Origin of the sequence: Burkholderia sp. CCA53 (assembly GCF_001685525.1) — a bacterium.
GTDB classification, from domain to species: domain Bacteria; phylum Pseudomonadota; class Gammaproteobacteria; order Burkholderiales; family Burkholderiaceae; genus Burkholderia; species Burkholderia multivorans.
This window is the reverse complement of sequence record NZ_BDDJ01000001.1, coordinates 2,046,066-2,068,264: the sequence shown is the minus strand read 5'-3', so window position 1 is coordinate 2,068,264 and position 22,199 is coordinate 2,046,066. Positions and strand designations below refer to the sequence as shown.

24 protein-coding genes and 1 tRNA gene are annotated in these 22,199 nt (G+C 66.7%); 19 read left to right on the top strand and 6 right to left on the bottom strand.

Annotated elements, in window-relative coordinates:
* Positions 1-2: 2 nt before the first annotated feature.
* The 9 genes from lptC (at position 3) to BCR55_RS09600 (ending at position 7,706) form a co-directional block, all read left to right on the top strand.
* The gene (gene lptC, locus BCR55_RS09640; protein ID WP_006398258.1) at positions 3-617 is read left to right on the top strand and encodes an LPS export ABC transporter periplasmic protein LptC; all 615 of its coding nucleotides are present in this window, start codon (positions 3-5) and stop codon (positions 615-617) included.
* A gap of 20 nt (positions 618-637) precedes the next feature.
* Positions 638-1,303, top strand: coding sequence for a lipopolysaccharide transport periplasmic protein LptA (lptA, locus tag BCR55_RS09635; protein ID WP_006398257.1), 666 nt, complete (start codon positions 638-640; stop codon positions 1,301-1,303).
* Positions 1,300-2,076 carry an LPS export ABC transporter ATP-binding protein gene (gene lptB, locus BCR55_RS09630; protein WP_006398256.1) on the top strand — a complete coding sequence of 259 codons (777 nt, stop codon included), beginning with the start codon at positions 1,300-1,302 and terminating at the stop codon, positions 2,074-2,076. Before lptA ends, lptB begins: the two co-directional genes overlap by 4 nt.
* 152 nt (positions 2,077-2,228) lie before the next feature.
* Positions 2,229-3,734 carry an RNA polymerase factor sigma-54 gene (locus tag BCR55_RS09625; RefSeq protein WP_006398255.1) on the top strand — a complete coding sequence of 502 codons (1,506 nt, stop codon included), beginning with the start codon at positions 2,229-2,231 and terminating at the stop codon, positions 3,732-3,734.
* A 158-nt stretch (positions 3,735-3,892) separates the two neighbouring features.
* Positions 3,893-4,252, top strand: a complete 360-nt coding sequence (gene hpf, locus BCR55_RS09620) for a ribosome hibernation-promoting factor, HPF/YfiA family (RefSeq protein ID WP_006398254.1) — start codon at positions 3,893-3,895, stop codon at positions 4,250-4,252.
* A 194-nt stretch (positions 4,253-4,446) separates the two neighbouring features.
* The gene (locus BCR55_RS09615) at positions 4,447-4,959 is read left to right on the top strand and encodes a PTS sugar transporter subunit IIA (RefSeq protein ID WP_035488861.1); all 513 of its coding nucleotides are present in this window, start codon (positions 4,447-4,449) and stop codon (positions 4,957-4,959) included.
* A gap of 128 nt (positions 4,960-5,087) precedes the next feature.
* Positions 5,088-6,056, top strand: a complete 969-nt coding sequence (gene hprK / locus BCR55_RS09610; protein ID WP_006398252.1) for an HPr(Ser) kinase/phosphatase — start codon at positions 5,088-5,090, stop codon at positions 6,054-6,056.
* A gap of 78 nt (positions 6,057-6,134) precedes the next feature.
* Positions 6,135-7,043 carry an RNase adapter RapZ gene (gene rapZ / locus BCR55_RS09605; RefSeq protein ID WP_006409809.1) on the top strand — a complete coding sequence of 303 codons (909 nt, stop codon included), beginning with the start codon at positions 6,135-6,137 and terminating at the stop codon, positions 7,041-7,043.
* Positions 7,044-7,070: 27 nt separating this feature from the next.
* Positions 7,071-7,706, top strand: a complete 636-nt coding sequence (locus BCR55_RS09600; RefSeq protein WP_053296824.1) for an LON peptidase substrate-binding domain-containing protein — start codon at positions 7,071-7,073, stop codon at positions 7,704-7,706.
* A 30-nt stretch (positions 7,707-7,736) separates the two neighbouring features.
* Here the strand turns inward: BCR55_RS09600 and mutY are convergent, their stop codons facing one another.
* Both mutY and mutM read right to left on the bottom strand, forming a co-directional pair.
* Positions 7,737-8,849, bottom strand: coding sequence for an A/G-specific adenine glycosylase (gene mutY, locus BCR55_RS09595; RefSeq protein ID WP_053296823.1), 1,113 nt, complete (start codon positions 8,847-8,849; stop codon positions 7,737-7,739).
* Positions 8,850-8,874: 25 nt separating this feature from the next.
* Positions 8,875-9,702: a bifunctional DNA-formamidopyrimidine glycosylase/DNA-(apurinic or apyrimidinic site) lyase gene (gene mutM / locus BCR55_RS09590; RefSeq protein WP_035488858.1), complete on the bottom strand. Its 828-nt coding sequence runs from the start codon at positions 9,700-9,702 to the stop codon at positions 8,875-8,877.
* 88 nt (positions 9,703-9,790) lie between these two features.
* Here mutM and BCR55_RS09585 point away from each other — a divergent pair, with 88 nt between their 5' ends.
* The 8 genes from BCR55_RS09585 to hisC all read left to right on the top strand — a co-directional run bounded on the left by BCR55_RS09585 (position 9,791) and on the right by hisC (position 16,926).
* Positions 9,791-11,614, top strand: coding sequence for a tetratricopeptide repeat protein (locus tag BCR55_RS09585; RefSeq protein ID WP_006398247.1), 1,824 nt, complete (start codon positions 9,791-9,793; stop codon positions 11,612-11,614).
* Entirely contained in the window at positions 11,614-12,234 is a 621-nt protein-coding gene (gene lolB, locus BCR55_RS09580) for a lipoprotein insertase outer membrane protein LolB (RefSeq protein ID WP_006398246.1), read from the top strand. Before BCR55_RS09585 ends, lolB begins: the two co-directional genes overlap by 1 nt.
* A 26-nt stretch (positions 12,235-12,260) precedes the next feature.
* A complete protein-coding gene (gene ispE / locus BCR55_RS09575; RefSeq protein ID WP_053296821.1) occupies positions 12,261-13,142 on the top strand; it encodes a 4-(cytidine 5'-diphospho)-2-C-methyl-D-erythritol kinase in 882 nt (293 codons plus the stop codon).
* A 52-nt stretch (positions 13,143-13,194) separates the two neighbouring features.
* Positions 13,195-13,271 (top strand) — tRNA-Gln (locus tag BCR55_RS09570).
* Between the two features lie 44 nt (positions 13,272-13,315).
* Complete coding sequence (locus tag BCR55_RS09565; protein WP_006398244.1) at positions 13,316-14,272, top strand: ribose-phosphate pyrophosphokinase; 957 nt, start codon at positions 13,316-13,318, stop codon at positions 14,270-14,272.
* 161 nt (positions 14,273-14,433) lie between these two features.
* Entirely contained in the window at positions 14,434-15,039 is a 606-nt protein-coding gene (locus BCR55_RS09560; RefSeq protein ID WP_012212698.1) for a 50S ribosomal protein L25/general stress protein Ctc, read from the top strand.
* A 108-nt stretch (positions 15,040-15,147) separates the two neighbouring features.
* The gene (pth, locus tag BCR55_RS09555) at positions 15,148-15,747 is read left to right on the top strand and encodes an aminoacyl-tRNA hydrolase (RefSeq protein ID WP_006406630.1); all 600 of its coding nucleotides are present in this window, start codon (positions 15,148-15,150) and stop codon (positions 15,745-15,747) included.
* A 111-nt stretch (positions 15,748-15,858) separates the two neighbouring features.
* Positions 15,859-16,926 (top strand): histidinol-phosphate transaminase, encoded by a 1,068-nt coding sequence (gene hisC / locus BCR55_RS09550; protein WP_006406631.1) that lies wholly within the window; start codon positions 15,859-15,861, stop codon positions 16,924-16,926.
* A gap of 68 nt (positions 16,927-16,994) precedes the next feature.
* Here the strand turns inward: hisC and BCR55_RS09545 are convergent, their stop codons facing one another.
* From BCR55_RS09545 to rsmD, 3 genes are all read right to left on the bottom strand, one after another.
* Positions 16,995-17,258, bottom strand: coding sequence for a YfhL family 4Fe-4S dicluster ferredoxin (locus BCR55_RS09545; protein ID WP_006406632.1), 264 nt, complete (start codon positions 17,256-17,258; stop codon positions 16,995-16,997).
* Between the two features lie 307 nt (positions 17,259-17,565).
* Positions 17,566-18,063, bottom strand: a complete 498-nt coding sequence (gene coaD / locus BCR55_RS09540) for a pantetheine-phosphate adenylyltransferase (protein WP_006398238.1) — start codon at positions 18,061-18,063, stop codon at positions 17,566-17,568.
* A gap of 111 nt (positions 18,064-18,174) precedes the next feature.
* A complete protein-coding gene (gene rsmD, locus BCR55_RS09535; RefSeq protein WP_053296820.1) occupies positions 18,175-18,789 on the bottom strand; it encodes a 16S rRNA (guanine(966)-N(2))-methyltransferase RsmD in 615 nt (204 codons plus the stop codon).
* A gap of 213 nt (positions 18,790-19,002) precedes the next feature.
* Here rsmD and ftsY point away from each other — a divergent pair, with 213 nt between their 5' ends.
* A complete protein-coding gene (gene ftsY / locus BCR55_RS09530) occupies positions 19,003-20,145 on the top strand; it encodes a signal recognition particle-docking protein FtsY (RefSeq protein WP_006416170.1) in 1,143 nt (380 codons plus the stop codon).
* A 70-nt stretch (positions 20,146-20,215) separates the two neighbouring features.
* Here ftsY and maiA read toward each other — a convergent pair whose 3' ends face one another.
* Positions 20,216-20,860 (bottom strand): maleylacetoacetate isomerase, encoded by a 645-nt coding sequence (gene maiA, locus BCR55_RS09525; RefSeq protein WP_053296819.1) that lies wholly within the window; start codon positions 20,858-20,860, stop codon positions 20,216-20,218.
* Positions 20,861-21,032: 172 nt separating this feature from the next.
* Here maiA and ybiB point away from each other — a divergent pair, with 172 nt between their 5' ends.
* Positions 21,033-22,004, top strand: a complete 972-nt coding sequence (gene ybiB, locus BCR55_RS09520) for a DNA-binding protein YbiB (RefSeq protein WP_053296818.1) — start codon at positions 21,033-21,035, stop codon at positions 22,002-22,004.
* The last annotated feature ends 195 nt before the right edge of the window (positions 22,005-22,199 follow it).

Genomic DNA, 22,199 nt, shown 5'->3' with positions numbered 1-22,199 from the left:
GGATGAACCCGCATTTCCGCTGGACCCAGTTGCTCCCGCTCGTTGCCGTCGCGGCGCTCGCGGGCATTACATGGTGGCTGCTGCAGGCGACGCTGCCGCCGCCCGGCGAAGGCGTCGCGCAGCCGAAGCGCCACACGCCCGACTATTTCGCGGACAACTTCTCGGTCACCGAGCTCGACCAGTCCGGCACGACGCAGTACCGGCTGACGGCCGCGAAGCTCGTCCACTACGAAGACACCGAGTCGAGCGACCTGACGATGCCCGCGATGCGCGCGTTCCAGCCCGGCAAGCCGGTGGTCACGACCACCGCGAAGCGCGGCACGGTCAACGGCGACGTGTCGATCGTCGATCTGTACGACGACGCGCGGATCCTGCGCGCGGCCGGCGGCGGCGACCCGCAGATGCAGGCCGATTCGCAGCATTTCCGTATCTTCGTCAATGACGACGTGATCCAGACCGAAAAGCCGGTTAAACTTCAGCGCGGCCTGTCGCTCGTCAACGCGACCGACGGCATGAAGTACAACAACGTCACCCGGGTCATCGAGCTTTACGGCAACGTGCGCGGCACGATCGCCGCGTCGGACGCATCCGGCGGCTCGAAAGGTCAACCCAAGTGACGCTTCCCTCACGTGACTGCATGAACGAACCGTTCCCTCGACAAAATTCCGGCGGCGCTGCGCGCGCCGTCCGCGCCGCGCTCGCCGCGACGCTCGTCGCCCTGCCCCTCGTCGGCCTGGCGCCGCTCGCCCACGCCGAGAAGGCCGACCAGAACAAGCCGATCAACGTCGAGGCGGACAACCTGACCTATGACGACCTGAAGCAGGTCACCGTCGCCACCGGCAACGTCGTGATCACGAAGGGCACGATCAAGATCACCGGCGATCGCGTCGAAGTGCGCCAGGATCCGGAGGGCTATCAGTACGCGACGTCGTTCGGCAGCGGCAAGAAGCACGCGACGTTCCGCCAGAAGCGCGAAGGTCTCGACGAATACATCGACGGCGACGCCGAGCGCATCGACTACGACGGCAAGCAGGATCTCACCACGCTGACCACCGCCGCCACCGTGCGTCGCCTGCAGGGCACGTCGACGATCGCCGACACCGTGCACGGCAGCGTGATCACGTACGACGGCCAGCACGACTTCTACACCGCGAAGGGCGGCAAGGACGTCGCGGCGCCCGGCAATCCGAACGGTCGCGTGCGCGCGATGCTGTCGCCGAAAAACGGCGGCCCGGGCCCGATGAACGGTGCGCCGGCGAAGCTGTCGCCGTCGACCACGATCCAGGGAGCGCCCGGTCAATGAACGCGCTCCCGAATCGCCAGCCGGCCGGCACCACGAGTTCGCTCGTCGTACGCAACCTGAAGAAGCGCTACGGCTCGCGCACAGTCGTCAAGGACGTATCGCTCGACGTGAAGAGCGGCGAAGTGGTCGGCCTGCTCGGCCCGAACGGCGCCGGCAAGACGACCTCGTTCTACATGATCGTCGGCCTCGTGCCGCTCGACGCGGGCGAGATCTCGTTGAACGGCAGCTCGATCAGCCTGCTGCCGATCCACAAGCGCGCGTCGCTCGGCCTGTCGTATCTGCCGCAGGAAGCGTCGGTGTTCCGCAAGCTGACCGTCGAGGAGAACATCCGCGCGGTGCTCGAGCTGCAGCACGGCGACGACGGCAAGCGGCTGTCGAAGGACGCGATCGCGTCGCGCACCGAAGCGCTGCTCGACGAGCTGCAGATCGGCCATCTGCGCGAGAACCCGGCGCTGTCGCTGTCCGGCGGCGAGCGACGCCGCGTCGAAATCGCGCGCGCGCTCGCGACGAACCCGAGCTTCATCCTGCTCGACGAACCGTTCGCGGGCGTCGATCCGATCGCGGTGCTCGAGATCCAGAAGATCGTCAAGTTCCTGAAACAGCGCAACATCGGCGTGCTGATCACCGATCACAACGTGCGCGAAACGCTCGGCATCTGCGACCACGCGTACATCATCAGCGACGGCTCCGTGCTTGCGGCCGGCGCACCGAACGAGATCATCGAGAACGAAAGCGTTCGCCGCGTGTATCTCGGCGAACATTTCCGCATGTAACGCGCCGCTGGCAGCGCCCGCCCGGCCGTGCCGCGCGGGGCCGCGCCCAGCCTCGCGGACGTGCCGCCGGCCGGGCGGCGCGCCACGCGTAATCGCGGATGGCTCAATGCGCCTGGGTCGTGGCAAACTGCCGGTATGACTCCCTCTCTGCCATGAAAGCCAGCCTCCAACTCCGCCTGTCGCAACATCTGGCGCTGACGCCCCAGCTACAGCAGTCGATCCGGCTCCTGCAGTTGTCGACGCTCGAATTGCAGCAGGAAGTGGCGATGGCGGTCGCCCAGAACCCGCTGCTCGAGAACGACGACGAATGGATCGCGAGTCCGCTGCGCGTTGCGGCGGACGGCTCGCTGATCGCGCAGACGCCGCCCGTGTCGAACGGCGAGCCGGCCATCGCGAACGGCAACGGCCAGTCGAGCGATCGTGCGGAGCGCGACGAACCGGCCGGCGCCGACGAATACGACGGCTACGCGGCCGGCGACGCGAGCGACGGCCCGCAGTGGAACCTCGACGAATTCGGCCGCGCGAGCGGCGCCTCCGACGACGACGATCTGCCGCCGCTGCAGGTACAGGAAGCGGCGACGTCGCTGCGCGATCATCTGTCCGCGCAGCTGCGCGTCACGCAGGCAAGCCCGCGCGATCGCGCGCTCGTGATGTTCCTGATCGAGTCGCTCGACGACGACGGCTACCTGACCGCATCGCTCGACGAGGTGCTCGCCGATCTGCCGCCCGAACTCGAAGTCGACTGCGACGAACTGAACGCGGCGCTCGCGCTGCTGCACAGCTTCGATCCGGCCGGCGTCGGCGCGCGTTCGGCATCGGAATGCCTGAAGCTGCAGCTGCTGCGGCTCGATCCGTCCCCGACGCGCACGCTCGCGCTCGAGATCGTGTCGCAACATCTGGAACTGCTCGCCGCGCGCGATTTCACGCGGTTGCGCAAGCATCTGAAGGCCACCGACGACGCGCTGCGCGACGCACACGCGCTGATCCGCTCGCTCGAGCCGTTCCCCGGCGCGGCCTACGGCAAGGCCGAAGCCGACTACGTGGTGCCCGACATCATCGTGAAGAAAGTCGGCCAGGGCTGGCAGGCCGAACTCAATCCCGAGGTCGTGCCGAAGCTGCGCATCAACAACCTGTACGCGAACATCCTGCGCAACAGCCGCGGCGATCCGTCGGCCGGCTCGCTGAAGCAGCAGCTGCAGGAAGCGCGCTGGCTCATCAAGAACATCCAGCAGCGGTTCGACACGATCCTGCGCGTCGCGCAGGCGATTGTCGAACGTCAGAAGAATTTCTTTGCGCACGGCGAAATTGCCATGCGCCCCTTGGTTTTGCGGGAAATAGCTGATACGCTGGGCCTACACGAGTCGACTGTCAGCCGTGTGACAACGGGCAAGTACATGCTGACCCCGTTCGGGACGCTTGAATTTAAGTACTTCTTCGGATCGCACGTCTCGACCGACACCGGTGGCGCCGCATCGTCGACCGCCATCCGTGCCCTCATCAAGCAACTGATAGGAGCCGAAGACCCCAAATCGCCACTTTCGGACAGCCGCATTGCCGAGCTGCTGGCAGAACAAGGCTTCGTGGTCGCGCGCCGCACGGTTGCGAAATATCGCGAAGCCCTCAGGATCCCGGCAGTGAATCTGCGCAAGTCTCTTTAAGCCTGCTGCCTGCCCGGCGGCAGGCGTGTTCCGGCCACCGCGCACACGGGGAACAGGCCGGGCGACCTGTCCGCGATTCGCCGCCTCGTGCGGGACGGGCAAGTCGACCGGAGCGCCGCCTCGATGCGGCCGGGTGGTCACTCGCTTGGAGAAGCACTATGAACCTGAAGATCAGTGGACATCATCTCGAAGTCACGCCTGCGATTCGCGAATACGTGATCACCAAGCTGGACCGGGTGCTACGGCATAGCGATCAGGTGATCGATGGCACTGTGATCCTCTCGGTCGACAACCACAAGGAAAAGGACAAGCAGCAGCGTGCGGAAATCAATCTGCACCTGAAGGGCAAGGACATCTTCGTCGAAAGTTCGAACGGCAACCTGTATGCAGCGATCGATCTGCTGATCGACAAGCTGGACCGCCAGGTCGTCAAGCACATGGAGCGCCTGCAAACGCACGCGCACGATCCGATCAAGCTGCAGCCGGCCGTCGACCAGATCGAACTGCCGCCGCAATAACCGTTACCGCAACACAGCGCCGCCCGGTTCGCCGGGCGTTTTTTTTGCGGTGCCGCGCAGCGGCGCCGAGGGTCGGCCGCGCTGCACCACGCGCGCGGCTGTGTTCTATAATGCTCCGGTTATCGCCGGGGGGCGTTGATCCGGTCGCCGTGCGTTGCAAGCTTCCGATGCCGAACGCCTTGATATCGTCGAACATGGACCATCAGTCTGCCGCCGCAAGGAGACCCCAGGCCGTCCAATCGCCTGCCAACATGAATCGCCTAGCCAAAATCCTGCCCATAGAGAACGTCGTCATCGACCTCTCCGTCACCAGCAAGAAACGCGTTTTCGAACAAGCCGGGCTGATCTTCGAGAATCAGAACGGCATCGCTCGCAGCACCGTCACGGACAATCTGTTCGCGCGCGAGCGCCTCGGCTCGACCGGTCTCGGCGAAGGCGTCGCGATTCCGCACGGACGCATCAAGGGCCTCAAGCATCCGCTCGCGGCATTCGTGCGGCTCGCCGATGCGATCCCGTTCGAGGCCCCCGACGGCCAGCCGGTTTCCCTCCTGATTTTCCTGCTCGTTCCCGAGCAAGCCACACAGCAGCACCTCGAGATCCTGTCTGAAATCGCGCAGCTGCTGTCCGATCGCGACGCGCGCGAGCGTCTGCACAACGAAACGGATCCCGCCGAGTTGCATCGCCTGCTCACTCAGTGGCAACCTTGAACTGATCCGGGCGGAATATTTTCCCGAACGACGCGGCCGGCGCCGCCGCGCACGGCCACCCGGCGCCGGTCCGGCATCGCGACGCCCGTCGCCGTGCATCGATACCGGCTCATTGGAGTGACGCAGTCATGGATACGTCCAGCATCAACGCCCAGAGCATCTTCGACGACAACGCGGCCACGCTGAAGCTCAGCTGGCTGACGGGGCATGAAGGCTGGGAGCGCGGCTTCTCCGCCGATACCGTCGCGAACGCGACGTCGAGCGCCGACCTCGTCGGCCACCTGAACCTGATCCACCCGAACCGGATCCAGGTGCTCGGCGAAGCCGAGATCGACTATTACCAGCGGCAGACCGACGAAGACCGTTCGCGGCACATGGCCGAACTGATCGCGCTCGAACCGCCGTTCCTCGTCGTCGCCGGCGGCGCCGCGGCGCCGCCCGAGCTGGTGCTGCGCTGCACGCGTTCCTCCACGCCGCTGTTCACGACGCCGATGTCCGCAGCGGCGGTCATCGACAGCCTGCGTCTCTACATGTCGCGCATCCTCGCGCCGCGCGCGACGCTGCACGGCGTGTTTCTCGACATCCTCGGGATGGGCGTGCTGCTCACGGGCGACTCGGGCCTCGGCAAGAGCGAGCTCGGCCTCGAACTGATCAGCCGCGGTCACGGGCTCGTCGCCGACGATGCCGTCGATTTCGTCAGACTTGGCCCCGATTTCGTCGAAGGCCGCTGCCCGCCGCTGCTGCAGAACCTGCTGGAAGTGCGCGGCCTCGGCTTGCTCGACATCAAGACGATCTTCGGCGAAACCGCGGTACGGCGGAAGATGAAGCTGAAGCTGATCGTGCAGCTCGTGCGGCGCCCGGACGGCGAATTCCAGCGCCTGCCGCTCGAAAGCCAGACCGTCGACGTGCTCGGCCTGCCGATCAGCAAGGTGACGATTCAGGTGGCGGCCGGCCGCAACCTCGCGGTGCTCGTCGAGGCCGCCGTGCGCAATACGATCCTGCAGCTGCGCGGCATCGACACGTTGCGCGATTTCATGGATCGGCAACGACTGGCGATGCAGGATCCCGAAAGTCAGTTCCCCGGCAAGCTCGTCTAGCGTCGGCGCGCATCGCCGCACACCGCCGCGATGCGCCGAGCCGGTGCTATGATGAAACGTCAGTTTTCCCAGGTTCCCATGCGCATCGTCCTCATCACCGGCATTTCCGGCTCCGGCAAGTCCGTCGCGCTGAACGCGCTCGAAGACGCCGGCTATTATTGCGTCGACAACCTGCCGCCGCATGTGCTGCCCGAGCTCGCCCGCTACCTCGACGAAGCCGGTCAGCGCCGGCTCGCGGTCGCGATCGACGCGCGTTCGAGCGCGTCGCTCGACGAAATGCCCGGCCTGATCCGCTCGCTGTCGCGCGAGCACGACCTGCGCGTGCTGTTCCTGAACGCGAGCACGCAGGCGCTGATCCAGCGCTTCTCCGAAACGCGGCGCCGCCATCCGCTGTCCGGTTCGCCGTCGCACGATGCGAACGTCGGGCTGCTGTCGTCGCTCGAGGAAGCGATCGAGCGCGAACGCGAACTCGTTGCGCCGCTCGCCGAATTCGGCCATCAGATCGATACCAGCACGTTGCGTGCGAACGTATTGCGCACGTGGGTCAAGCGCTTCATCGAGCAGAACAGCAACGACCTGATGCTGATGTTCGAATCGTTCGGCTTCAAGCGCGGCGTGCCGCTCGACGCCGACCTGATGTTCGACGTGCGCGCGCTGCCGAATCCGTATTACGACCACGAGCTGCGCCCGCTCACCGGGCTCGACCAGCCGGTCATCGCCTTCCTCGACGCACTGCCGATCGTCCATCAGATGATCGACGACATCCATGCGTTCCTGATGAAATGGCTGCCGCATTTCCGCGAAGACAACCGGAGCTATCTGACCGTCGCCATCGGCTGCACGGGCGGCCAGCACCGGTCGGTGTTCATCGCGGAAACGCTTGCCGCGCGCTTTGCGTCCGCGGCAAACGTGATCGTGCGGCATCGTGACGCGCCGGTGGATGTCGACGCGTCGTCGCGGCTCGTCACCGAGGTCGACCGACCTTAGCGACGCCCGCTCCTCCGTCGGCGCGCCATGTCTTCCCTATCGACCACCCTGATCGACCTGCCGCTGTTTCCGCTGCACACGGTGCTGTTCCCCGGAGGCTTGCTGCCGCTGAAGGTGTTCGAGGCGCGCTATCTCGACATGGCGCGCACCTGCCTGCGTGACGACGCGCCGTTCGGCGTGTGTCTGCTGAAAAGCGGTCCGGAGGTCGCGCAGGACGGCGCGGTGTCGGTGCCCGAGACGATCGGCTGCATGGCGCGCATCGCCGAATGCGATACGGGCGAATTCGGGATGCTCTATCTGCAGGCGATCGGCACGCAGCGCTTCGAGCTGCTGTCGTATCGCGTCGAATCGAACGGGCTGCTGGTCGGCATCGCGGAGCCGCTGCCCGACGACATCCCGCTCGAAGGCGAGCAGGCGCTCGCGCAGTTCGGCTCGTGCGCCGAAGTGCTCGAGCGCATCATCAGCGCGCTGCAGAAATCGGAGCCCGGGCGCCTGCCATTCGCCGAACCGTTCCGTCTCGACGATCCGAGCTGGGTGTCGAACCGCCTCGCGGAACTGCTGCCGCTCGACCTGCGCGCACGGCAAAAGCTCATGGAGTTTCCCGATGTGGGCGCGCGCATCGACGCGGTCCACCACGTGCTCGACCGGCACGGCTGGCTCTGAGCGCGGCCGCGCTCGGCCCGGCTTCGTTCGTTACAGCAGCGGCCCGCTCAGCGCGTCGAGCAGCTTGCGCACCGGCGCCGGCACGCCGTAGGCATCGAGTCCGCTCAGCGGCACCCATGCAGTATCGGCATCCTGCGCCTGAGCAAACGGCACGACCGCCGCCTCGCTCGCGACATCGCTGAGCCGCGGTTCGATCTCGAGCCGGAAATGCGTAAACGTATGCGTCAGCGGCGCGAGCGGCACCGGGCCGCCGCCGCCGAAACGGCGTGCGAGATCCGCGAGCTCGGCATCGCCGTCGGCCTGCGGCAAACTCCACAAGCCGCCCCAGATGCCGGCCGGCGGACGCCGCTCGAGCAGGACGGCGTCGCCGTCGCGCAGCACGAGCATCCAGGTCTTGCGCGTCGGCACCGCCTTTTTCGGCCGCGCGGCCGGCAGTTCGCGCTGCCGCCCGGTCGACTGCGCGACGCAGTCGCCCGCGAACGGACAACGCGTGCAGTCGGGCTTGCCGCGCACGCAGAGCGTCGCGCCGAGATCCATCAACCCTTGTGTGTACGCGCTCACGTCGTCCGGATGCGCCGCGTCGGGCAACAGCGATTCGGCGAGCGCCCACATGTCGTTTTCGACGCGCTTCTCGCCGGGAAACCCTTCGATGCCGAATACGCGCGCGAGCACGCGCTTCACGTTGCCGTCGAGGATCGTCGCGCGTGCGCCGTAGGCGAACGATGCGATCGCCGCGGCCGTCGAGCGGCCGATGCCCGGCAGTTCGGCGAGCGCATCCGGCGTGGCCGGAAATGCGCCGCCGTGCTCGGCGACGACGACCTGCGCGCAGCGATGCAGGTTGCGCGCACGCGAGTAATAGCCGAGGCCGGCCCACAGCGCCATCACGTCGTCGATCGGCGCGGCCGCAAGCGCGGCGACGTCCGGATAGCGTTCGAGAAAGCGCGTGTAATACGGCACGACGGTCGACACCTGCGTCTGCTGCAGCATGATTTCCGACAGCCAGATCCGGTACGGATCGCGCGTGTTCTGCCACGGCAGGTCGTGGCGGCCGTGCTGGCGCTGCCACGCGATCAGGCGCGGCGCGAACGTGCGATGCAGCGGCGTGACGGGAAAAGGAGCGGGGGCGATGCGGGGCGGCTTCAAGTTTTGGAATCGGGAAAAGGAAGGTTCAACGCTGGCACGTCGGACAGAAGTAAGTCGAGCGCTGGCCCTGCACGATCTGCCGGATCGGCGTGCCGCACACGCGGCACGGCTCGCCCGCGCGATCGTAGACGAAGCAGTCGAGCTGGAAGTAGCCGCTCTCGCCGTTGCTGCCGACGAAATCGCGCAGCGTGCTGCCGCCGCGGTCGATCGCGTCCGCGAGCGTGGCGCGCACCGCGTCGGCGAGCCGTTCGTAGCGCGGGAGCGAGACTTTGCCGGCGGCCGTCGTCGGCCGGATGCCCGCGCGAAACAGGCTCTCCGACGCGTAGATGTTGCCGACGCCGACCACGATGTCGCCCGCGAGCAGCGCCTGCTTGACGGACACCGTGCGGCCGCGCGTGCGCCGATGCAGCAGCGCGCCGTCGAACGCCGGCGAAAACGGCTCGACGCCAAGGCTCGCGAGCAGCGGATGCGCATGCACGTCGCCCGCTTCGCGCGGATGCCACAGCACGGCGCCGAACCGGCGCGGATCGCGAAAGCGCAGCACGAATTCGTCGAAGATCCAGTCGATGTGATCGTGCTTCGCGGCGACGGGCACGCCGCCTGCGGGCAGCACGCGCAGCGTGCCCGTCATGCCGAGATGGACGATGAACCAGCCCGCATCGACCTCGAACAGCAGATACTTGCCGCGACGCTCGACGGCGAGCACCTCGCGCGCGCGCAATTGCTCCGCGAGCTCCGCCGGCACGGGCCAGCGCAGCATCGCGGTGCGGACGTCGACACGCTCGACGCGGCGGCCCGCGACAAAGGGCGCAATGCCCCGCCGCGTGACTTCGACTTCTGGCAACTCTGGCATGTTTTGCGGGTCTGAAGCTGGATGATCACGATCGTGCGTGTATTGTAGCGAGCGCGATACAATCGGTTGAAACATCGAACGGATTTCCATGACCCTGCCCTCGAAGCTGCTTCTGAAGCGCCCCGCCGCCGCGGGCGGCACGCGCGCGTTCCCGGTCCGCCGCGCGCTTGGCGCGGCCTTGCTCGCCGTCTGGACCCTCACCGCCTTTCCGGCTCACGCACAGGATCCGGCATCGGACGACGCGGAGTCGCAGGGTGCGTTCGATCACGTGATGCCGGACGAGAAGAAGGATCTGCCGGCCGTCCCGCTCACGAGCCAGATCGTCTATCAGGTGCTCGCGGCCGAGGTCGCGCTTCAGCGCAATCAGCCGGCCCCCGCGTACCAGACCTATCTCGCGCTCGCGCGCGACACGCGCGATCCGCGCATGGCGCAGCGCGCCACCGAAATCGCGCTCGGCGCGCAGAGCCCGGCCGACGCGTTGTCGGCCGCGAATCTGTGGCGCCAGTACGCGCCCGATTCGAATCGTGCATCGCAAGTCGACGCGGCGCTGCTCGTGCTCGCCGGCAAGCCAGCCGACGCGCAGCCGATGCTCGCCCGCGAACTCGCGCGCGCAACCGGCGACACGCGCGGCCCGGCGATCCTCGCGCTGCAGGCGCTGCTCGCGCGCGGCGCCGACCGCGTCGGTGGTCTCGCGGTGCTGAAGGACATGCTGAAGAACGACATGAACCGGCCGGAGGCGCATCTCGCGATCGCGCGGCAGCAGCTCGCGGTCGACGACAAGGACGGCGCCGCGCAGTCGCTGCGACGCGCGCTGCAGATCCGCCCCGACTACCTGCCCGCCGCGCTGATGCTGTCGCAGATGGGGCCGGCGGAGCGTGCGGCCGGCATCGCGTCGTTCGAGAAATACGTTCAGCAGAATCCAAAGTCGCGCGATGCGCGGCTCGCGCTGTCGCAGCTGTATCTGGCCGACGATCGGCTCGACGATGCGCAAAAGCAGTTCGAAACGATGCGCAAGCTCGATTCGAAGGACCCGACGCCGCTGATGGCGCTCGCGCTGATCAAGATCCAGCAGAAAAAGCTCGACGACGCGACGGCCTACCTGAAGCAGTACGTGCAGCTCGGTGCGAAGCAGCCGGATCTCGACGTCGGCCAGGGTTACATCTATCTCGCGCAGATCGCGATCGAACAGGGCAACGAGGCCCAGGCGTCGCAATGGCTCGACAAGGTCGACCAGACGAGCCAGCATTACCTGCCCGCGCAAATCACGCGTGCGCAGCTACTGCAGAAGCAGGGCAAGACCGACGAGGCGCGCAAGGTGCTCGACGATCTGCCCGTCACCGACCCGCGCGACGCGGCCGTGATCGCGCGCACCGACGCGTCGATCCTGTTCACCGCGAAGCGCTACGCGGAAGCGGAGGCGCGGCTCTCGCGCGCGGTCGACGATTTCCCCGACGATCCCGACCTGCGCTACGACTACGCGATGGCGGCCGAGAAGACGGGCCACTACGCGGCGATGGAAAAGCAGCTGCGCGAGCTGATCCGCACGCAGCCCGACAATCCGCAGGCATACAACGCGCTCGGCTATTCGCTTGCCGATCGCAACCAGCGGCTGCCGGAAGCGAACAAGCTGATCGAAAAGGCGCTGTCGCTCGCGCCGAACGACGCGTACATCATGGACAGCCTCGGCTGGGTCAAGTACCGGATGGGCGATACGGCCGGCGCCGCGAAGATCCTGCGCCGCGCGTACGACCTGCAGCCGAACGCCGAAATCGGCGCGCACCTCGGCGAAGTGCTGTGGAAGAGCGGCGCGCAGGACGACGCACGCTCCGCATGGCGCGCCGCGCAGAAGCTCGAGCCCGACAACGAAACGCTCGTACAGACGCTGAAACGCTTCCAGATCAACGGTCTCTGATGCAGATGTTCCCGATGTTTTCCCTGTCTTCGCGCGCCTGTCGCGCGCTCGCGGCAGCCGGCGCGGCGCTCGCGCTCGCCGGTTGCGCAAGCACGCCGCCGTCCGCGCAGGCGCCTGCCGGCGGCACGCTTCAGACGGCCGCGACGCACGCCTATCACGGCCGCTTCGCGGTGCAGTACTACGACCGGCTCGGCAAGCAGCAAAACGTGTACGGCAATTTCGACTGGCAGGAGCACGGCAACGACGTGTCGCTCGAGCTGCGCAGCCCGCTCGGCCAGACGCTCGCGATCGTGAAGTCGACGCCGCGTGCAGCGTCGCTCGAACTGCCGAACCGCCAGCCGCAATATGCGGCGGACGTCGGCGAGCTGATGCAGAACACGCTCGGCTTCTCGCTGCCGCTCGCGGGCCTGCGCTACTGGCTGCTGCCGACGCCCGCGCCCGCGACGCCGGCCGAGACCGAACGCGATCCGGCCGATGGCACGCGCCTGAAGCAGATCCGCCAGGACGGCTGGACGATCGACTACCTCGCCTACGCGGACGCACCGGCCACGGGCGTCAGACGCGTCAACCTCGTGCGCGCGACGCCGCCGCTCGACATCAAGCTCGTGCTCGATCAGTGAGCACGCGCACCCGTTTCGATACCAGCATGACCGATTCGACCCGCTCGCTGCGCAACTGTCTTGCGCCCGCGAAACTCAACCTGTTCCTGCATATCACCGGCCGCCGGCCGAACGGCTATCACGACCTGCAGAGCGTCTTTCAGCTGCTGAACTGGGGCGATACGCTGCACTTCACGCGGCGCGACGACGGCAAGGTCGCGCGTGCGACCGACGTGCCGGGCGTGCCCGAGCAGAGCGATCTCGTCGTACGCGCGGCGAACCTGCTGAAAGCGCACACGGGCACCGCCGCAGGCGTCGACATCGAGATCGACAAATGCCTGCCGATGGGCGCCGGACTCGGCGGCGGCAGCTCCGATGCCGCGACGACGCTGCTTGCGCTGAACCGTCTATGGCAGCTCGATCTGCCGCGCGCGGAATTGCAGTCGCTCGCGGTGAAACTCGGCGCCGACGTGCCGTTTTTCGTTTTTGGAAAAAATGCATTCGCAGAGGGTATCGGAGAAGAATTAGCTGAGGTACAATTGCCGACTCGCTGGTTCCTGGTTGTGACGCCACGCGTTCATGTCCCGACCGCTGAAATTTTTTCAGATGAGTTGTTGACAAGAGATTCGAAGCCAGTCACAATTACGGACTTTCTTGCACAGCAAAGCAGCGATGCGAGATGGCCAGACAGTTTCGGCCGGAACGACATGCAGCAAGTTGTGACAAGCAAGTACGCGGAAGTTGCGCAGGTGGTCAAATGGTTGTATAATGTGGCCCCCGCGAGGATGACCGGCTCCGGAGCAAGCGTGTTTGCAGCGTTTCAAAGCAAACAGCAGGCAGAAGCGGCGAAAGCCCAGTTGCCCGCCGGCTGGAACGGCGCAGTTGCCGAGAGCCTGAACGAGCATCCGCTCTTCGCTTTCGCGTCATGAAGTTTTACTTTGTCGGATGACCTACCGTCCGGCCAAGTTATCAGTTAAGTGTAGGGGAGTCGCCAAGTTGGTTAAGGCACCGGATTTTGATTCCGGCATGCGAGGGTTCGAGTCCTTCCTCCCCTGCCAAAAATTTTCCCGCATTTCCCGCCCAAGCCCGAAGCAGGTGCACGATGAGCAGCCATGACGGCCTGATGGTTTTTACTGGCAACGCCAATCCCGCGCTTGCTCAGGAAGTCGTCAACATTCTTGGAATTCCCCTCGGCAAGGCAATGGTCAGCCGTTTCTCCGACGGCGAGATCCAGGTCGAGATCCAGGAAAACGTGCGCGGCAAGGACGTCTTCGTCCTGCAATCCACGTGCGCGCCGACGAACGACAACCTGATGGAACTGATGATCATGGTCGATGCGCTGAAGCGCGCATCCGCCGGCCGGATCACCGCCGCCATCCCCTACTTCGGCTATGCCCGCCAGGACCGCCGCCCGCGTTCGGCGCGCGTCGCGATCTCGGCGAAGGTCGTCGCGAACATGCTGGAAATCGCCGGCGTCGAGCGGATCATCACGATGGATCTGCACGCCGACCAGATTCAGGGCTTCTTCGACATTCCCGTCGACAACATCTACGCAACGCCGATCCTGCTGGGCGACCTGCGCAAGCAGAACTACCCGGATCTGCTCGTCGTGTCGCCGGACGTCGGCGGCGTGGTGCGTGCACGGGCACTCGCGAAGCAGCTCAACTGCGATCTCGCGATCATCGACAAGCGTCGCCCGAAGGCGAACGTCTCCGAAGTGATGAACATCATCGGTGAAGTCGAAGGCCGCACCTGCGTGATCATGGACGACATGGTCGATACGGCCGGCACGCTGTGCAAGGCGGCGCAAGTTCTGAAGGAGCGCGGCGCGAAGCAGGTGTTTGCGTACGCGACGCATCCGGTGCTGTCCGGCGGCGCCGCCGAGCGCATCGCCGCCTCGGCGCTCGACGAACTCGTCGTCACCGACACGATTCCGCTGTCGGCCGAATCGCTGGCCTGCTCGAAGATCCGCTCGCTGACGAGCGCGAGCCTGCTGGCCGAAACGTTCTCGCGGATCCGCCGCGGCGATTCGGTGATGTCGCTGTTCGCGGAATCCTGATCGCGCACCGACAAACGAAGCATGCGTAAAAAGCGAAGCGGCAACGCTTCGCTTTTTGCACAATCGGACGGGATAGACGAAACCCCGTCCGTTTCATCGGGGGCCGCCATGTCGTCGGCCCCGTTTTACTGCCTGGTCGCGGGCAGCTATTGGAGAATCACATGAAAGTCGTCGCTTTCGAGCGCAAAGAGCAAGGTACGGGTGCGAGCCGCCGCCTGCGCAACGCCGGTAAGACCACGGGTATCGTCTACGGTGGCGAAGCTGCCCCGCAAATGATCGAACTCGATCACAACGCCCTGTGGCACGCCCTGAAGAAGGAAGCCTTCCACTCGTCGATCCTCGACCTCGAAGTGGCTGGCCAGTCGCAACAAGTTCTGCTGCGCGACGTGCAATACCACCCGTTCAAGCAGCTCGTGCTGCACGTGGACTTCCAGCGCGTCGACGCGAAGAAGAAGCTGCACACGAAGGTGCCGCTGCACTTCCTGAACGCCGAAGTCAGCCCGGCCGTGAAGCTGTCGAGCGCGATCGTGTCGCACGTCGCGACGGAAATCGAAGTCGAGTGCCTGCCGGCCGCGCTGCCGGAGTTCCTCGAAGTCGATCTGTCGAAGATCGAAGCCGGTCAATCGATCCACGCGAAGGACATCGCACTGCCGAAGGGCGTCGCGCTGACGGCTCACGTCGACGCGGAAAACCCGGTCATCGCATCGGCGACGATCCCGGCCGGTGCCGTGTCGGACGCTGCAGAAGGCGAAACGCCGGCTGCGTAAGCGCCTCATCGATCCGTTTCGCGAAACGGTCGACGCAACCCGCCGCGGCATGCCCGGCGGGTTTTTCTTTTTCTGCGCCCAGGCGGCCGATGCCGCCTTCGAAACGTCATGATCAAACTGATCGTCGGCCTCGGCAATCCCGGGGCGGAATACACCGCGACGCGTCACAATGCCGGCTTCTGGCTGATCGACCAGCTCGCCCGCGAGGCCGGTGCGACGCTGCGCGACGAGCGCCGCTTCCACGGCTTCTATGCGAAAGCGCGCCTCTACGGCGAAGAAGTGCATCTGCTCGAGCCGCAAACCTACATGAACCGCTCCGGCCAGTCGGTCGTCGCGCTCGCCCATTTCTTCAAGATCCTGCCCGACCAGATCCTCGTCGCGCACGACGAGCTCGACCTGCCGCCCGGCACCGTGAAGCTGAAGCTCGGCGGCGGCAGCGGCGGCCACAACGGGCTGAAGGACATCTCCGCGCATCTGTCGTCGCAGCAGTACTGGCGCCTGCGGATCGGCATCGGCCATCCACGCGATCTGATTCCGGAAAGCGCGCGCGCCGGCGCGAAACCCGACGTCGCGAACTTCGTGCTGAAGCCGCCGCGCCGCGAAGAGCAGGACGTGATCGACGCGGCAATCGAGCGCTCGCTCGCCGTGATGCCGATGATCGTCAAGGGCGAACTCGACCGCGCGACGATGCAGCTGCATCGCAACTGACGCACGGCCGCGCCCCGGCATGGCCGCCGACATGCGCGCCCGCGCCGGCGACGCGCGCCGCTGCGTGCAACATGCGGTACTCTCGTTGTTTTGCCCGTCAGGAGCCAAGCGGTGAGCCGTTACTGGAGCGATGTCGTTCAGCAACTCGTGCCTTACGTGCCGGGCGAGCAGCCCGCGCTCGCACATCCCGTCAAGCTGAACACCAACGAGAATCCCTATCCGCCGTCGCCGCGCGTCGTCGCGGCGATCGCGCGCGAACTCGGCGCAAGCGGCGACACGCTGCGCCGCTACCCCGACCCGCTCGCCCGCGCGCTGCGCGAAACGGTCGCCGCGCACCATCGCCTCCGTCCCGAGCAGGTGTTCGTCGGCAACGGCTCCGACGAAGTACTCGCGCATACGTTCCAGGCGCTGCTGAAGCACGACCGGCCGCTGCGCTTTCCCGACATCACGTACAGCTTCTATCCGACCTATGCGCGGCTGTACGGCGTCGACACGCGCACCGTGCCGCTCGCGGACGACTTCTCGATCCGCGTCGACGACTACCTCGACGACGGCGGCGGCGTGCTGTTCCCGAACCCGAATGCGCCGACCGGCCGCGCGCTGCCGCTCGCTGACATCGAGCGGATCGCGGCGGCCAATCCGTCCTCGGTCGTCGTGATCGACGAAGCGTATGTCGATTTCGGCGCGCAGTCGGCGATTGCGCTGATCGACCGCTATCCGAACCTGCTCGTCGTGCATACGACGTCGAAGGCGCGCTCGCTCGCGGGCATGCGTGTCGGCTTCGCGTTCGGCGACGCGGCGCTGATCGAAGCGCTGAACCGCGTGAAGGACAGCTTCAACTCGTACCCGCTCGACCGACTCGCGCAGGCGGCCGCGCAGGCCGCATACGAAGATGACGCGTACTTCGTGTCGACCTGCGCGCGCGTCGTCGACAGCCGCACGCGGCTCACGCAGGCACTCGACGCGCTCGGCTTCGACGTCGTGCCGTCGGCCGCGAACTTCGTGTTCGCGCGCCATCCGACGCACGACGCCGGCACGCTCGCGGCCAAGCTGAAGGAACGGGAAATTTTTGTGCGGCATTTCCGGCTACCGCGCATCGACCAGCACTTGCGCATCACCGTCGGCACCGATGCCGAATGCGAAGCGCTCGTGGCCGCCTTGCGCGAGCTGCTCGGCTGAAGACCGCGGGCGGCACGGCAACGCCGCCCGGGAAAACGCGGCGCGCACCGGCGCGCCGCTTGCTGCGCTTACTGCGCGTCGCCGGTCGCGGCGATCAGCGCGTGATACTTCGCCATCAGTTGTGCGTGCGACTCGTCGTGCTGCGGGTCGCGCGGAATGCATTCGACCGGACACACCTGCTGGCACTGCGGTTCGTCGAAATGGCCGACGCACTCGGTGCATTTGTTCGGATCGATCACGTAGATGTCCGGGCCCATCGAAATCGCGCCGTTCGGGCACTCGGGCTCGCAAACGTCGCAATTGATGCACTCGTCGGTAATCATCAAAGCCATACTGCCACCAGCTTTCCTAGAAAAAACAATGCATTATAGCTTTTCGGCCGGCCGCCCGGGATCGCGTGCGACGCGACGGGAGCGGGACATCGAGGGGGAAATGGAGCCGCTTCGCGCATTAGCGATCGCGTCGGCGGCCGCGGCATGACAAGACATGACGGCCGACGATGCCGAGTGTCCGATAGGGCGGCGCTCAGGCCTGAAGGCATCCGGATGACGCTGTAAACGCCGATGCACCGAGCCGAATGCACCAGCGCCGGCGGCAGTTAGTACCGGCCGATCTCGCGACGAAATCGGCCAGCCTGCATCAAGCGGCGGGGCCGCCCATCGCGGCGACCTTCTCGGTCAGCCACTTCTCGACGGACGGGAACACGAACTTGCTGACATCGCCGCCCAACTGCGCGATTTCACGCACGATCGTGCCCGAAATGAATTGATATTGATCGGACGGCGTCATGAACATCGTCTCGACGTCGGGCAGCAGATAGCGGTTCATCCCGGCCATCTGGAACTCGTATTCGAAATCCGACACCGCGCGCAGCCCGCGCACGATCACGCGCGCGTTGTTCGTGCGCACGAAGTCCTTCAGCAGGCCCTTGAAGCCCATCACCTTCACGTTCGGGTAATGGCCGAGCACCTCGTTCGCAATCTTCAGACGTTCTTCGAGCGAGAAGAACGGCTTTTTCGCGCGACTGTCGGCGACGCCGACGACCAGCGTGTCAAAAATGCTCGACGCGCGCCGCACGAGGTCTTCGTGGCCGCGCGTCAGCGGATCGAACGTACCGGGATACACGGCGACTACCATGTCGCTCCTCCTGTCATCACGCAAACGGGGAAGCAGCGGTGCGACGTGCACGCCACTGCACAGATGGACGTGCGTCGCCGTTCGGGCGCGCCGCCTCTTTTGGAACGCGCATTATTCATCATTTTCGCGCCGCAGCAAATGATAGTGGACCGCGCCGGCCTTGCCGTGTTTCGCGACCTGCCAGCCCGCGAGCGCGTCGTGTGCGGAAAGGTCGAGCTCGGCGCCGGACTCGACGTACAGTGCGCCGCCGTCGGCGACGAGCGGCGCGGTCAGCGCGATCGCGCGCGCGAGCGCGGCCGCATCGCCGAACGGCGGATCGAGGAACACGACGTCGAACGAGCGCGGCGCGAGGCCGGCCGCGAGCCGCAGCGCATCGGCCTCGGCAATCTCGACCGTGCGCGCGCCCAGCTTGTCCTTGATCGCACGCAGCTGCTGCGCCGCGCGCGGATGGCGTTCGACCATCACGACGTTCGCCGCGCCGCGCGACGCGGCTTCGAAACCGAGCGCGCCGGTGCCCGCGAACAGGTCCAGACAGCGCTGGCCTTCGAGATCCTGGCCGAGCCAGTTGAACAGTGTCTCGCGCACGCGATCGGGCGTCGGACGCAGGCCGTCGAGGTCGAGCACCGCGAGCGGCGTGCGTTTCCAGTCGCCGCCGATGATGCGGATCGTATGCGGCTTGCCGCGAGCCGACGAGGCCGTGGAGCGGCCGGAAGAGGAACGGGACATACAGGAATATCGGGACGGGGGAACGGGCATGCGCACCGGCATGCCGGCAAACAGGCGCACGTTACCACAGCGGCGGCGCGTGCTGACGCGAGCGCGTCGCCGCGCCTGATAAAATGCGGCGTTTCGGCCGCGTTGCGCGGCGCTCCGCGAGCGCCGGCGGCTGCCCGGCGCCCCGCGGCTCGCGGCGGCCCGCCCTCTTCCCGACGTCAGACCATGTTCAGCTTCTTCAAACGATTCAAGAAAACGCAGGAGCCCGGCTCCGCGGAATCGCAGCCGGCCGACGCGCCGCAACCCGACGCCCCGTCCGACGCGCACGACGCCGACGTTCCGCCTGCACCTGCGCCTGCCGAACCGGCCGCGCCCGCCGTCGTAATGACGGTCACGCCGAGCGACAACGGCCGCGACGAAGTCGTCGAGACCGTCGAAATCGTGCCGCCGCCCGTGCAGGATGCATCGGCGAAGAAATCATGGCTCGCGCGCCTGAAGACGGGCCTCGCGAAAACGGGCTCGAGCATCACCGGCGTATTCGTGAACACGAAGATCGACGACGCGCTGTACGAGGAGCTCGAAACCGCGCTGCTGATGTCCGATGCGGGCGTCGACGCGACCGAGTACCTGCTCGGCGCGCTGCGCGAAAAGGTGCGGGTGGGCCGCCTGACCGACCCGCAGCAGGTGAAGAGCGCGCTGCGCGACCTGCTCGTCGAGCTGCTGACGCCGCTCGAGAAGTCGCTCGTGCTCGGCCGTGCGCAGCCGCTCGTGATGATGATCGCGGGCGTAAACGGCGCCGGCAAGACGACCAGCATCGGCAAGCTCGCGAAGCATCTGCAGAGCTTCGACCAGTCGGTGCTGCTCGCCGCGGGCGATACGTTCCGCGCCGCGGCGCGCGAACAGCTGACGGTCTGGGGCGAACGCAACAACGTGACCGTCGTGCAGCAGGAAAGCGGCGACCCGGCCGCGGTGATCTTCGACGCGGTCAGCGCCGCGCGCGCGCGCAAGATCGACGTGATGATGGCCGACACGGCCGGCCGCCTGCCGACGCAGCTTCACCTCATGGAAGAGCTGAAGAAGGTGAAGCGCGTGATCGCGAAGGCACACGACGGCGCGCCGCACGAAGTGCTGCTCGTGATCGATGCGAACACCGGTCAGAACGCGCTCACGCAGGTGAAGGCATTCGACGATGCGCTCGGCCTGACGGGCCTCATCGTCACGAAGCTCGACGGCACCGCGAAGGGCGGGATTCTCGCCGCGATCGCGCGGCAGCGGCCGGTGCCCGTGTACTTCATCGGCGTCGGCGAAAAGGTCGAGGATCTGCAGCCGTTCAGCGCCGAGGAATTCGCGGACGCGCTGCTCGGCTGATCGTCGTTCGCCGCACCGCATCGCACGAGGCGCCTTCGGGCGCCTTTTTCGTTGGTGCGGCGCCTGCGCGTCACTCGGCGTCCGGCTGCACGCCCGGTTCGGCCGCCTTGAACGCGTCGAGCGTCGACGCGTAATCGGCAATGCGCTGGATCGTCGGATAGCGCGTCGTGTCGATCGAGAAGCGGTTCGCGTTGAACACCTGCGGCACGAGGCAGATGTCGGCGAGCGTCGGCGTATCGCCGAAGCAGAGCTTGCCGGTGCGCGGATCGTTCGCGAGGCGCGTTTCGAGCGACGCGAAGCCCGACTCGATCCAGTGCCGGTACCACGCGTTCTTCGCGTCCTCGGATACCTGCAGCGTGTGCTTCAGGTACTTCAGCACGCGCAGGTTATCGAGCGGATGGATCTCGCATGCGATCTGCAGCGCGATCGCACGCACGTACGCTCGATCGACGGGCGCCTTCGGCAGCAGCGCGGGCTCCGGATGCGTTTCGTCGAGATACTCGACGATCGCGAGCGACTGCTGCAGCGTCGCGTCGCCGTCGACGAGCGTCGGCACGAGCGCGTCGGGGTTCAGCGCGCGATACTCGTCCTTCAGTTGCTGTCCGCCGTCGCGCAGCATGTGCACGGGCACGTAGTCGTACGGCAGCCGCTTCAGGTTCAGCGCGATCCGCACGCGGTACGAAGCGGAACTGCGGAAATAGCTGTAGAGCTTCATGGGTCGTCTCTCTTGATGTCGTATTCGGCCGAGGCATGCGCAGGCGCGCCGCCGGGGAACCAGAGTGTAGCGCCGTGCGCAGCCGGTGCGTACGCGAGCGCGCCCGTGCGATACTCGGTGCATCCGTTACGAATTCCGCGCGGCGCGCTGCCGGCCGCGCGCCCCATGCCCGATGACCGCTGCCCACGACTCCGCCGCCCCGTTCCCCTGCGCCCGCTTCATCAAGGAAATCGGCCGCGGCCCGCACGGCGCGCGCGCGCTGTCGGCCGCCGACACGTTCGAGCTGTATCGCGCGATGCTCGATGCGCGCGTGTCCGACGTCGAACTCGGCGCGATCCTGATCGCCTATCGGCTGAAAGGCGAAACCGCCGACGAACTGGCCGCGATGCTGGCCGCCGCACAGGCGTCGTTCGAGCCCGTGCACGTACGGGACGCGGCGTTCCGGCCCGTCTCGATCCCGAGCTACAACGGCGCACGCAAGCAGCCGAACCTCGTGCCGCTGCTCGCGCTGCTGCTTGCGCGCGAAGGCGTACCGGTGCTCGTACACGGCGTCGCGCAGGATCCGGGCCGCGTGACGAGTGCGGAGATCTTCGCGGCGCTGTCGATCGCTCCGTCGAGGTCGCACGACGCGATCGAGGATACGCTCGCCGAGCGCCGCGTCGCATTCGCGCCGATCGACACGCTCGCGCCGCGCATCGCGCGGCTGCTGTCGATGCGCGCCGTGCTCGGCGTGCGCAATTCGACGCACACGCTCGTGAAGCTGCTGCAGCCGTTCGCGCCGGCCGGGCTGCGGCTCGTCAACTACACGCATCCGCCGTATCGCGACAGTCTCGTCGAGCTGTTCGCCGCGCATCCGGACGCCGCGCTCGGCGGCGCGCTGCTCGCACGCGGCACCGAGGGCGAAGCCGTCGCGGATACGCGGCGCCAGGTGCAGGTCGACTGGCTGCACGACGGCGTCTGCGACACGCTCATCGAGCCGGAACGCTCGTCGGCCGACGCGCCGCCCGTCGCGCTGCCCGAATCGCGCGACGCGGAAACGACGGCCGCCTGGACCGACGCCGTCCTGCGAGGCGAGATTCCGGTACCCGACACGGTCGCGCGCCAGGTCGCGACGATCGTGCGGATCGCCCGCACCGCGGGCTGAGCGAAGGCGTCGGCGCTGCCGCGGCGCGCCGGCCCGCTCGCGCCCATTTGACACGCGCCCGCATCCTGGCATAGAGTTGCCGTCATGCGTTCCTTCCCGAACACCCTCCGAATTACCTCCGGCCGCCTAGCGCGGCCGCTATCGCTACGACTAGCCTAAGGCTGTCGTAGCGCCGTGCGACGTCTGCACGGTCCC